This is a genomic window from Pseudomonas sp. MYb327 (genome assembly GCF_040438925.1).
In the GTDB taxonomy this organism is placed as follows: Bacteria; Pseudomonadota; Gammaproteobacteria; order Pseudomonadales; family Pseudomonadaceae; genus Aquipseudomonas.
In genome coordinates, this window is the sequence record NZ_CP159258.1 from 4,232,349 (window position 1) to 4,244,327 (window position 11,979).

The 11,979-nt window shown below is 59.5% G+C and carries 12 protein-coding genes; 3 read left to right on the forward strand and 9 right to left on the reverse strand.

Annotated elements, in window-relative coordinates:
* The first annotated feature begins 56 nt into the window (after positions 1–56).
* Positions 57–932, forward strand: a complete 876-nt coding sequence (locus ABVN21_RS19125) for an AraC family transcriptional regulator (protein WP_339553384.1) — start codon at positions 57–59, stop codon at positions 930–932.
* A gap of 105 nt (positions 933–1,037) precedes the next feature.
* On the opposite strand, the gene ABVN21_RS19130 is transcribed toward ABVN21_RS19125, so the two are convergent.
* The 8 genes from ABVN21_RS19130 to ABVN21_RS19165 all read right to left on the reverse strand — a co-directional run bounded on the left by ABVN21_RS19130 (position 1,038) and on the right by ABVN21_RS19165 (position 9,247).
* The gene (locus tag ABVN21_RS19130; protein WP_339553383.1) at positions 1,038–3,464 is read right to left on the reverse strand and encodes a TonB-dependent receptor; all 2,427 of its coding nucleotides are present in this window, start codon (positions 3,462–3,464) and stop codon (positions 1,038–1,040) included.
* A gap of 197 nt (positions 3,465–3,661) precedes the next feature.
* Positions 3,662–4,651, reverse strand: coding sequence for a FecR family protein (locus ABVN21_RS19135; protein WP_339553382.1), 990 nt, complete (start codon positions 4,649–4,651; stop codon positions 3,662–3,664).
* Positions 4,648–5,235 (reverse strand): RNA polymerase sigma factor, encoded by a 588-nt coding sequence (locus ABVN21_RS19140; RefSeq protein ID WP_339553381.1) that lies wholly within the window; start codon positions 5,233–5,235, stop codon positions 4,648–4,650. Before ABVN21_RS19140 ends, ABVN21_RS19135 begins: the two co-directional genes overlap by 4 nt.
* A 4-nt stretch (positions 5,236–5,239) precedes the next feature.
* Positions 5,240–5,566: a DUF3325 domain-containing protein gene (locus ABVN21_RS19145; RefSeq protein WP_339553380.1), complete on the reverse strand. Its 327-nt coding sequence runs from the start codon at positions 5,564–5,566 to the stop codon at positions 5,240–5,242.
* On the reverse strand, positions 5,567–7,147 hold the full coding sequence (locus tag ABVN21_RS19150; protein WP_339553379.1) for a PepSY-associated TM helix domain-containing protein: 1,581 nt from the start codon (positions 7,145–7,147) through the stop codon (positions 5,567–5,569). It abuts the gene before it with no gap.
* Positions 7,144–7,449: a DUF3649 domain-containing protein gene (locus ABVN21_RS19155; RefSeq protein WP_339553378.1), complete on the reverse strand. Its 306-nt coding sequence runs from the start codon at positions 7,447–7,449 to the stop codon at positions 7,144–7,146. The genes ABVN21_RS19150 and ABVN21_RS19155 overlap by 4 nt, the downstream gene beginning before the upstream one ends.
* Positions 7,450–7,674: 225 nt before the next feature.
* Positions 7,675–8,085: an HPF/RaiA family ribosome-associated protein gene (locus ABVN21_RS19160; RefSeq protein WP_339553377.1), complete on the reverse strand. Its 411-nt coding sequence runs from the start codon at positions 8,083–8,085 to the stop codon at positions 7,675–7,677.
* Positions 8,086–8,299: 214 nt separating this feature from the next.
* On the reverse strand, positions 8,300–9,247 hold the full coding sequence (locus tag ABVN21_RS19165) for a LysR substrate-binding domain-containing protein (RefSeq protein WP_339553376.1): 948 nt from the start codon (positions 9,245–9,247) through the stop codon (positions 8,300–8,302).
* A 135-nt stretch (positions 9,248–9,382) separates the two neighbouring features.
* Between ABVN21_RS19165 and ABVN21_RS19170 the strand changes: the two genes are divergently transcribed.
* Both ABVN21_RS19170 and ABVN21_RS19175 read left to right on the forward strand, forming a co-directional pair.
* Positions 9,383–10,759 (forward strand): L-serine ammonia-lyase, encoded by a 1,377-nt coding sequence (locus ABVN21_RS19170; protein WP_339553375.1) that lies wholly within the window; start codon positions 9,383–9,385, stop codon positions 10,757–10,759.
* A gap of 254 nt (positions 10,760–11,013) precedes the next feature.
* Positions 11,014–11,331 (forward strand): DUF3509 domain-containing protein, encoded by a 318-nt coding sequence (locus ABVN21_RS19175; protein ID WP_339553374.1) that lies wholly within the window; start codon positions 11,014–11,016, stop codon positions 11,329–11,331.
* On the opposite strand, the gene ABVN21_RS19180 is transcribed toward ABVN21_RS19175, so the two are convergent.
* Complete coding sequence (locus ABVN21_RS19180) at positions 11,328–11,828, reverse strand: phosphate-starvation-inducible PsiE family protein (RefSeq protein WP_008054441.1); 501 nt, start codon at positions 11,826–11,828, stop codon at positions 11,328–11,330. The genes ABVN21_RS19175 and ABVN21_RS19180 overlap by 4 nt on opposite strands.
* Between the last annotated feature and the right edge of the window lie 151 nt (positions 11,829–11,979).

Below are 11,979 nucleotides of genomic sequence, written 5' to 3' on the forward strand. Positions count from 1 at the left end.
GATGGTCTACGGAGTAGGATGCAGGCGTTGGATGCAAGTGTCAGAGAACAACGATCATGGCCGCACTGGAAACCCTGCAAGTCTTTCAAGCCCTCAACCGCTCGCCCAATGCTCGCCTCGAGCACAGCGCCGAGCTCGGTGACGGCTTGTCCGTAGCCTTGTGGAGCAATCATCACGACGCCCAGGATTACGAAGCGCCAAGCCACCACACTCTCTCTTGCTACATCGCCGGCGGCACCGGCACCTTCCGCCGCGACCAACCCGGCAACAAGGGCGGTCCGGACAAGCTGTGCATCCTGCCGGCCGACCATCAGTCAGGCTGGGTGATCAACGGCGACATTCGCCTGGCTCATCTGTATTTCAGCCCCGAACAATTTGCCCTTGGCTGCGTCACCCTGCTCGATCGTGAACCGCGGGAAGTGCAGCTACGCGAGCAAACCTTTCTGGATGACCCGCAGCAGGCGTCACGCTTTCGGCAGTTGATCAGCCTCAACTGGGATGAACCGGGCGAGCGCCTGTTCACCAGCAGCCTGGCCCACGAAATGCTCGGCCATGCGTTGCTCAGCCAGGTCAGCAGTCGCCACGGCCTGCGTCTCAAGGGTGGCCTGGCCGCCCATCAACGACGGCTGTTGGTGGAGTACATCGACAGCCAGTTGGCCGAGGCCATCAGCCTGGGACAATTGGCAGCGTTGTGTTCGCTGTCGGAATATCACTTTGCGCGGATGTTCCGGGAGAGCTTCGGCTTGCCACCGCATCAGTATGTGTTGGCGCGGCGTCTGAGCCGGGCTCGGGAGTTGCTGCGCTCGACATCGCAACCGTTGGGGGAGATTGCGCTGGCCTGCGGGTTTGCCAGTGCCAGTCACTTTACCAACCGGTTTCGGCAGGCGTTGGGTGGGACGCCGGGGGAATATCGCCAGGCGTTTTTGCGCTGACTGTGCCGCCGCCATCGCGAGCAGGCTCGCTCCCACAGTTTTTTGAGTCAATACAAACCCTGTGGGAGCTGGCCTGCCAGCGATGAACGATGACGCGGTTTAAAGTCAAAATTCCAAGGTGCTGGACAACGTCACCTGCCGCGAATCCCCCATCGACACAAAGAACCGACTCGCCGCCGAGGTGTAGTAAGTGCGGTCAAACAGGTTCTTAACATTGAGCTGAAACTTTACCTTCTGCCCGTCGAGCTGGGTGTCATACGTCGCAAAGGCATCGGCGACGGTGTAGCTCGGCAGCTCGAAATCGTTCACCGCGTTACCCGCCCGCTCCCCGACATACCGCGCACCCGCGCCGATCCGCAGCTGATCGCCACCCATGATCGAGCCGAAGTCGTACACCGCTGACAGCGAGCCGCTGTTCTTTGCAACGTTTTGCAGTTTCTTGCCTTTGTAGTCGGGGTCTTCGGTCACTTCGGCATCGGTATAGGCGTAGCTGCCGATCATGCTCCAACGGTCGCTGAGCTGGCCGCTCAAATCCACTTCCAGCCCTCGGGATCGCACTTCGCCAGCGGCACTGTAGATCGTCACCGGCCCTTCCGAGTTAGCGACCAGCACGTTGCGCTTCTTGATGTCGAACAGGGCAACGTTGCCCGTGACCTGACCCGGCATATCAAGCCTGGCGCCGATTTCCCAGGACTTGGCTTCTTCCGGCGCAACGCTGCCGTCGAGCACAGTGCTGCTGCCGCTCAATGGCGCGATGGTCGAATTGGGTTTGAACGACTCGGTATAGCTGCCGTAGAACGACAACTCATCGGTGTAACGATAAACGAGACCGGCACGCGGCACCCATTTCTGACCATTGCTGTCGGTATTGGCCTTGAACGGCACGCCTTTACCCGCGTACTGGTCGTACTCCTGGAAACGTCCGCCGGCCACCAGAATCCATTGGTCGGTGAGGTGAATCGAATCCTGTAGAAACAGCGAATCGCTGCGTAGTTTGTCCGTCTGCGCGCTGTCGGCCGGGCTGACAGTGGTGCCGGCAACTTCACGGCCATACACCGGATTGAGATAACTGAATGTGGTCAGGCTTTTCTGCCGGATCAGGTCTTCGCGGTAGATCTTGCGGTAGTCGTCATCGATACCGAACACCAGGTCATGGCGCATGCCCGCGACATCGACGTTGCCTTCAAGACTGACCGTGGTGAAGCGGTCGGTACTGAGCGCATTCTGGGTGCCGTCCATGCTGCGGGTCAGGGTGCCTTTATTGGTGTCGATGGCCGTCACGCGCACTTGGCTGGCGTCGTAGGTTTCTCGGTTCCAGCTGTAGCCGAAGTGCGCGCTCCAGTTGTCGTTGAGTTGGTGATCGGCTTCGAAGTGATACAGATCCGAACGCCCTTCCATGTTGTTGAAGGGTTCGTCGAGCCGTCGATCGCGGGGGATGTCCAGCGGATGATTGTCACGCGGATCGATCACCGTGCCACGGTCGAACGGGGTCAGGAATTCGCGGTGCTCGTAGGCGAACAACAACTGGGTGTTTTCGCCGAACCAGGCCAGCGATGGCGCCACCAGCGTCTCGCGATGCACACCGTAGTTGCGCCAGTAATCTTCGTCTTCGTGGTCCAGCACCATGCGATAGGCCAGCCCGGACTGCCCTAATGCGCCGGTGCTGTCGAAGGTGCCGCCGCTGCCGTTCTTGCCGTCGCCATAGGTCGAGCCGCGCGCGGTCAATGCATTGTATTGCTCAAGCTCGGGTTTCTTGCTGACCATGTTGACCACGCCGCCCGGGTCCTGAATCCCGTACAGCAACGAGGCGGGGCCCTTGAGCACTTCGACTCGGTCCACCGTAGCGTTCATGCCACGGCCCTGCACAATCGGCATGCCGTCGCGCATGATCGAGCCGTTGCGGTTGTCGCCGAAGCCGCGGGTCATCACCGAATCCTGAGTGCTGCCCAGGGTGTTGCCCTGGGTGATGCCGCTGACATTGGCCAGCGCATCATCAAGATTGCGCGGCGTCTGATCACGGATGACCTGCGCCGGGACGATGTTGACGGTCTGCGGAATTTCCTGAAGCGATGCCGAGGTGCGCATCACCGAACTGGTGTCGGGCGGCTGGTAGCTCGTCGACTGATCCATCACCGAGGTAATGGTGGTCGCGCCCAGGTTCAAGGCGCCCTCGGTGGGCAGCGGTTCGAGCACCAACGTGTGGCCGTCGGTACGGCGGAAAGTGAAACCTGAACCGGCGAGCAAGCGCTGCATTGCCTGTTCGGCGCTCAACTGCCCGCTGACGGGCGGTGCGGTGATGCCGTAAGGCGCTTCATCGGTGTAGATCACGCTGGTGCCGGTGATGCGGCTAAAGTCGCTCAAGGCCTGGGGCAGCGGTTTGGCAGCCATCGAAAAGCTGAACTGCGTGCGTTGTTCGGCACTGGTCTCTGCCGCCATTGCCACATTCAGTGGCAGCAACGCCAACGCCGAGAAGCTCAACGCCGAAACACCCACCCATTGTTTGACCGAACCCGATTTTGCCCTGGACTTCATGACTCATGACCTGTGTAGAACCGCAACGGATGCGAATGACTCGCAGTTTCAGTCACTACACGGATGGCGTTCGGTTTTACCTCAGCAGAAAGTTGAAAATATTTTTATTGGCGGTCTGATCGACCGCGATCGCTGGCAAGCCAGCTCCTACAGGACCGCGTTATCTGAGCTGGCTTGCCAGGGATGATGTCATCAGCTCAACGCAAAATAATCAGATGCCCCAACACCTGATGCTGCTCAAACCCGAACACTCCTTGCAACGAACTCAACACCGCCTGCGGGTCCTTGCTCGGAAAACTGCCGCTGACCTGACGCTTCGCCAGTTCATCATTGAGCAGCACGATCCGCCCCGGGTAATAACGGCCCAAATCCCAGACCACATCGGCGAGTGTCGCCTTGTAGTAATTGAGCCATCCTTGGCGCCATGCCAGCTGCGCTTCGCTGTCCACCGCATGAAGCGGTTGTGCTGAACCTTCGCCATACGCCACTTGCTGGCCGGCGGTGAGGATTTGCTGCTGGGCGTTCTTGTCTGCCGTCACCCCTACTCGACCGGACAACACCGTGACCTGCGCCCCATGGGGTTGCAGGCGCACCTCGAACTGCGTGCCGAGCACCCGCGCCTGGCCCTTTTCGGCCTCCACCACAAACGGCTCGCCGGTGTGAGTCACGCTGAAAAATCCGGCACCGCGACGCACTTGCACATGCCGCTCACCACGGCTGAAATCCACGGCAATCGCACTGTCGGCATCAAGGGTGACTTGCGACTGATCGGCCAACGTGACGGTGCGGATTACCCCGGGGGCCGACACATAATCGGCGCCCAGATCATCGATCCAGCGCGATGGCTGCCAACCGCTGCCGAGGCTGATCATCAGCAGCAAACATGCGGCCACGGCGAGCGTTCCGGACCAGCGCCGGACACTGCTGCGGCGTGAGCGATTCATCGCATTGAGGTAACCCTGCAGAGCAAATGCGTCTTCATCGGCGAGCGTGCGCGCAGGCCCTTCGCTCAACTCCCACACCACTTGCGCCCGAGCGTACGCCTCGGCATGGGCCGGGTCGGCCTGCAACCATTGGCTGAAGGTCGCCTGATCGCCGCCGCTCGGCTGGTCATGCAGCAGACTCAGCCAGGCTAGCGCGGCCTGCTCCTGAGCGGGCGTCGGGTTGACGCGTTCCAAGTTATTCACAGTGCTTTCCCTGGCATGCGCGGGTCGGGCTCCCGCAGGCTGGCCTTGCAGGCCTCGAGCGCGCGCATCATATGTTTTTCCACGGCACTTTGGGACAACCCCATGGCCTTGGCGATTTCGGCGTATTTGCGGCCATGAATGCGGTTGAGCAAAAAGATCTGCCGCGTGCGCTCGGGTAACGCGCGCAAAGCCGCTTCGACATGACGCAAATCATTGCCTGCCTCCAGCGCCGCTTGCGGCTCGCCGCCCACGCTGTCCGACGGCTCCGCCATCAAGCCTTCATTGGCCCGAACCCGCGTGCCTTCGCTGCGCAAATGATCGATGGCGATGTTGCCGGCGCAGCGCAACAAGTAGGTACTGAGTTCCTCGACCTGCACCAGCGGCCGCCGCCAGAAACGCAGGAACAAGTCCTGCACCAGGTCCGCGGCAGTCGCCCGGCAACCCACGCGACGACTCACCAGCGCTTCCATTTGCGAACGCTGCGAGAGGAACACCTGGAGAAAATGCGCACGGTCGCCGCGCGGTTCATCGCGCTCGCCTTCACAGGGCTCTTTTTCACAGAACTGGGGAGGACGGCTGATCATCGATTCAATACTGCGCCAACACGACAATCGGGCTGGTTACCAGGCTCAAGCCCGCCAGCGACAACGCCAGATACGGGCGATACGGCATCAACAGCACAAGCAGCAAGGCACTGAGCATCAACACCGCGCACCACTCCACCAAACCCAGCTCCCAACCTGTGGTCGATATCGCCGCCCACAACGACAAGCCAAGCAACAACCAGCCCGAAAGCTTCAGCCATAGACGCAGGCGCGGTGAAAGTTTGCGTCCCAGCAGATCTGCATGATGCCGATCCATGGATAAACACAGGGCAGTAAACGCGCTGTAGCAGAGCAAACAGCCGAGCAGCATTCAGTTCGCCTCCTGTTCTAGGGTGACCGCTCGCGCACGTTGCTGGCTGTGGACTTCAACCTGCCCGGCGCGCTGCATTTTCCACGTGGCCCAACCGAGAAACAGACCGCTGCCCAGGCACGCCAGATCGAAGCCGGCCATCGCCCAGTCGCCCTGCACCAGCGTGACGCCCAGGTGATACGGCGTGGTCAAGGCGTTCAACAACGGCACTGCGCTGAACAGTAGCGCCGCCAAAGCCAACTGTTCCACCCACGCCGAACGACCGCGACGGAACATGGCATGCAACAGGCTCAAGCCCCAGACGATAAAGAAGCTGTTTACCTCCCAATCCGCCCGGTCGGCCATGTCGACGGGCAGCAAGCGGTTGGCCCAGAAGAACACCGCCACCGCGACCACAAGACCCGACATGCTCGCGATGTTCAATATTTCTACCAACCGCAGTTCAAACGGCATCACGCCGCTCTTGGCGTGCTTGAGTTGACGCTTGCCGAGCCAGATCACCAGACCCGTGCCGATCATCGCCGTGCTCGCCAACCCACAAATAAAGTACAGCCAGCGCAACACCGGCGCGGCAAAATGGCCCATGTGCAAACCGTAGAAACTGCCGGCAATCGCCATCGGCAGCGCTTGTTCTGGTGTTGCATCCAGCAGCTGACCGCTGACGCCGTTGAAGGTCACGGCACTGCCAAAGTCGTGAACCACACGGTCCGCGCCATCGCGCGCCAGCACTACCGTGGCATTCGCGTCACCTGGATTGTTCACGGTCAAGCGCCCGACTCGCCCGCCCGACCACTGCTCTCGGGCCTTTTCCAACAGCGGCGCCAACGGCAGCAATTGAACAGGTTCGCCGGTGGCTTTCGCGGTAATGGCCGCCGGAAAAACCTCGCTGAAAAACGCCTGCACATCACCTTTATAGGAAGCCAGGATGCTCGCCGGCATCAACATGGACATGAAAATCACCAGGCTGCTGTAGGTGATCATCAGGTGAAATGGCAACACCAGCACGCCCACCGCGTTGTGCCCGTCGAGCCAGGAACGTTGGCCCTTGCGCGGGCGGAAGGTGAAGAAGTCCTTGAAGATTTTCTTGTGGGTAATGATCCCGCTGATCAGCGCGACGAACATCACCATGGCTGCGATGGTCGACAGCCAGCGGCCCCATGGATAAGGCATTTGCAACTGAAAGTGAAAACGGTAGAAGAACTCGCCGCCCCGTGTTTCACGCCCCTGCACCTCGCTGCCGGTTTGCGGATCGAGGAGTTTTTCCGTGAGCTGGCCGCGCTCACCGGGCTTGGCCGGGGTCTGCTGCCAGCGCACCGAAAGGCCGGGCTCACGGGCATCGGGCAAATCGATGATCCAGCGTGAAGCCTTCGGGGCGTGATGTTGCAGATAATCCTGAGCGACGGCCACGCTGCCTTCGGAGGACACCGAGCGTGCAGGAATTTCAGGCTGCATCCAGTGATTGGTCTCGTCCTTGAAGTAAGCGAGTGTTCCAGTGAGGAAAATTGCAAACAGCAGCCAGCCGAAGGTCAAACCGGCCCAGGTGTGCAACCAGGCCATCGCCTGGCGAAAGCCCTCTTTCATGAGTGCTCCATCCAGTAGGCCAATCCCGCTGCCGCCGCCAATAACAAGCTAGTGACGATCAACCCGAACCAGGCCCGCCACGCTGTACGACAGGCAAAACACCAGATCACCGCCAGCAGATAGACCATGAATGAACTCATCATTCCGGTCACTACAGCTTCGGTGAGGGCCATGGGTACCCATAGCGTCAGGCAAACACTGGCCAACGCTGTCACGAGGTACCCGCCGAACACGGCCGCCAGCACCCGCGAAGTGACCGCCAGTCGATAGGAAACGGGGAGCGTGGTGCATCTGCCTTTCATGTCGCGACCTTGAAACCGAGTGAGACCGCATGAACGTCACGGGGCCAGCAAGGCGCGATATTAATGATAAATATTCTCATACGCAAAAGAAGCGGATGACTGATCACTAAACCTGTGGCGAGGGAGCTTGCTCCCTCGCCACAGGGTATCGGTGAACTCTAGAAACAAAACGGGCCTGCGTTGCAGGCCCGTTTGAGTGGGGAGGGTAAAAAAGTGAATCAGGCTTCAGCCGTTTAGCGCAGCCTGTTCGTTTTCAAGAAACTCTTCTTCCAGTAGCACATCGGCGTGAGCCCTGCGCTCGAACGGCACCACGGCGGCGCGTGGTTTGCCTCGCAATTTGCCGAACAAGTGTTCCAGCGCATGCTCGAGTTTCTCGGCGGCTCCATCGATCGCCAGTTCCAGGCTGGCGGCTTTATGGGTGACAGAAATCGGTTGGTGGCCTTTTGGCCGCGCTTCCAGTTGGCAGCGCAAATCGTGGGGACCCGGCTTGTCGCCGTTCTCGTCCCTCAGGTGGACTTCGACACGAGTCAGGTCTTCTTCGTATCGTTCGAGCGTGCTCTCAATGGTAGTACGTACCCACTCCTCCAGTCGGATGCTGCTTTGAATATGGTTATCGCTATTGACTTGGATTTGCATAGTTCATCCCTTATTTCAGCTAGCTCGCGAGAGGCCGGTCAGCTAAGCCCTTGGGCGTCATCACCGTGACCTCTTGTTTACACAATCGGTCTGTACGCTGAACAATTCAACCCCTAAAAAAAGATAAATTTGTAATCGCAAAAAAAGCCGGACAACCGGTAAAAGCGCTGTTAAGGTCGGGAGTTGAGTCGCCCTGCTCCTCTGTCACAAATTCTCACATCTGCTGGTCCGCCAGCGGGTGCAAACCACGAAAAATCCCCGCCTCTTCCACCAGCCAGTCATGCACCGCACGCACGCCCGGATGGCTCAGCGCACCCGGCGCATAGAGCACCATGTAGCGCTTGTGATTGGGCACCGCCAGACCAAACGGCACGATCAAGGCGCCGCGTTCCAGTTCGTCGTTGAGCAGCGTTCGCCGCGCAATTGCCACGCCCATCCCGGCGATGGCCGCCTCGATGGTCAGGTGATTGCGATTGAAGGTATGTCCGCGTCGAACATCCGCACCTTCAAAGCCGATGGCATTCAAATAAAACTCCCATTCCGCATATTCATAACTGCCGCGCCAGGCAGTGATGTCGTGCAGCAGCGGGAAATGCATCAGATCCGCCGGCCCATGCAAGGGCGGCCGTCCGCGCAGCAGCCCTGGCGCACACACCGGGAAAATCTGCTCGTCGAGCAAGGCTGTGGATAACAATCCGGGATAGCTGCCGTCGTTCAGGTCAATGGCTAGATCGAAGTCGCCCTCGTGCAACGGCACGCTGCTGTCCTCGGCCACCAGGCGCAACTGAATATCGGGAAAACGCTGCTGCAACCGCGGCAGGCGCGGGGTTAGCCACTTGCTCAGGAACGACGGAATCGACCGCACCCGCAACGTCCCGCTGATCATGCCCGCATCCAGTCGGCGCAATTCCGCATCGATGCTGCCGTAGGCCTCGTTGACGGTGATTGCCAGTCGTTGGCCTTCAGCACTCAGTTCCACGCCCCGAGCGCGTCGATGAAACAAGCGGAAACCCAAGCGCTCTTCCAGTTGGCGGATCTGCTGGCTGACGGCCCCCGGCGTGATGTGCAGCTCTTCAGCGCAACGGGTAAACGATAAGTGCCGCGCGGCGCAGGAAAACACCTGTAGCCACACGTAGGTCTGGGCGTGCAATTGACGGCTCATCGTTTAGTCCTGCTAAAGGCTTTCTTAGGAAGTTTCGTTGGTCACGTAGGACCTAGGGCGGCAGTATCGCTGAAAGTGCGCTTGTCCTACAAAAATGGCAGCGATTTATCTTCCATTGCAGGAATAGGCTTTAGCATGGCTATCAGTGTTTTCGATCTCTTTAAAGTCGGCATCGGTCCGTCCAGCTCCCACACCGTGGGTCCGATGCGCGCTGCCGCGACCTTCGCCCAGGCCCTGGTGGATCAAGCTTTCCTGGCTGACGTGCGGCGAGTAGAAATCCGCCTCTATGGCTCCCTGTCGGCCACCGGTGTCGGTCACGCCACCGACCGCGCCTGCGTGATGGGTCTGATGGGCGAATGGCCGGATCGCATCGATCCTTCCACCATCGACAGCCGTATCCACACCGTGCGTGAAATCGGCGAATTATCATTGGCTGGCAAAGTGACCATCGCCTTCGACTGGTCGCGCGATCTCCTGCTGCTCGACGAGAGTTTGCCCTACCACCCCAACGCGATGTCTCTGACAGCCTTCGGCGAAACCGGCGAGCTGTTCGAACAAACGTACTACTCAGTTGGCGGCGGTTTCATCATCGAAGCGGCCGAAGCCGAGTCCGGTGTTGCCCCCGTCAGCGACGTCATGCTGCCGTACGATTTTTCCAGCGCCGCCGAACTGCTCAAGCTCTGTAACGAGCATGGCCTACGGGTTTGCGAGTTGATGATGGCCAACGAGCGGGCTTGGCGCAGTGACGAAGAGATCCGCCAGGGCCTGCTGCATATCTGGTCGGTGATGCGCGAATGTGTCGAGCAAGGACTGGAACACGAAGGCATTTTGCCCGGCGGTCTGAATGTGCCGCGTCGCGCTGCGAAACTGCACCGCAGCCTGTTGGAAATCGGCAAGCCGAACGTCATCACTTCGACCCTGTCCGCCATGGAATGGGTGAACCTGTTCGCCCTCGCCGTGAACGAAGAAAACGCCGCTGGCGGGCGCATGGTCACCGCACCGACCAACGGCGCGGCGGGAATCATTCCGGCGGTGCTGCACTACTACATGAAATTCAACCCGGACGCGTCGGACGATGACGTTGTCTCGTTCTTTCTGGGCGCGGCGGCCGTGGGCATTCTCTGCAAGAAAAACGCGTCGATCTCCGGCGCTGAAGTCGGCTGTCAGGGCGAAGTTGGCAGCGCCTGCGCCATGGCCGCCGCCGGCCTTGCAGAGGTGCTCGGCGCCACGCCGGAGCAACTGGAAAACGCCGCTGAAATCGGTCTTGAACACAACCTCGGCCTGACCTGCGACCCGGTCGGCGGTTTAGTACAAGTGCCCTGCATCGAGCGCAACGCGATTGCCGCCGTGAAAGCGATCAATGCCACGCAAATGGCCCTGCGTGGCGACGGTAAGCACTTCATTTCTTTGGATCGGGTGATCCGCACCATGCGCGATACCGGCGCTGACATGCACGACAAATACAAAGAAACGTCACGGGGTGGCCTGGCGGTGAACTGGGTGGAGTGCTGATCGTTTTGAAAGCACGGCAAAGTTTATTGCCCTGAAACGGGCAGGTAAAAAGAAGGCGGGCCACAGTGCCCGCCTTCTTTTTACCTGCATTTATTGTCCGACAATCGTTCCGGCATGCCCTTTGCTACATCCCGACCGAGGGCAAAAAGGACTTTTGCAAACCTCAGCGAGCGACACGCCGATGGTCTGGAGTGGCGAACTAATCCCGATCACGGCCGTCAACAACTGCACGTTCAATCAGGCGGTGACGCATCATGGACAACCCTTTTCAGCTCATTACCGATGCTTTTGCAGCGGATTATCAAATCAACCTGAGCATTCAGGGTCTGGATGGCAGCATCATGCTGACCCTGTCCAACAGTGGCCGTGTAGTAGCCAAGCGGATGATCAGCACCGAACAACGCAACGACCCCGAGCGCATCAAACGCTTGGTGCAAAGCATTCAATTCGGCATTGCCATCGAACAGGGCCACAGTGCCGTGGCCATCCTCGAAGCCATGACCGATGACGGGGCACGCAACCTTCCACCACCCTCCGTCAAAGGCCGGCCGGGACCGGCCATGGGGCTTTAAAGCTCGCCCTTCTCCACTTCCGGATGTTCACCTGAACCCGCACCCGTCTTACGGTGCGGGTGTTCGATCTTCACCGACGGAAATTGTGACGAGGCGTAACGCACCACCAGGATTGCAAACGCCAGCAGCAAGATTCCGCCGCACAGGTAGATGATCCCCAGATCCGGGGGATTGTGGTGCGACACGTTGGAGATCAGCAACCGAGTCAACGCGGTGATTGCCACGTAGATCAGGAAGCGCACGGGCATGTGATTGGTCTTGAAGTAAATCCCGACCATTGCGCCCAGTTCGAGGTAGATGAACAGCAGCAAGATGTCATCGATCTTGATATGCCCCTGTTCGAGCATCCCGAGAAACTCCATCACCGCTGCCCATGCGGTGACTGCACCAATAGCGAACAGCGCCAGGTAGTGGAAGGTCTCGACGAACAAATTGCCCAGGGACTCTGCCAGTTCATGCACGTTCTGCCGCAGCTTCTCGGCCCAGTTGATTTTCACGATGATGCTTCCTTAGGTCGGTTCGACCGGATAATGCAGGGTGGACGTGACGGTTGTTCTGCATGCAGAAAAAAGGCCAGTGGCCGTCGAGTGAGATGACAAGCGGTCAAGACGAGGCACTTTCTGACATCGTTGCATCGCGCTACATCCG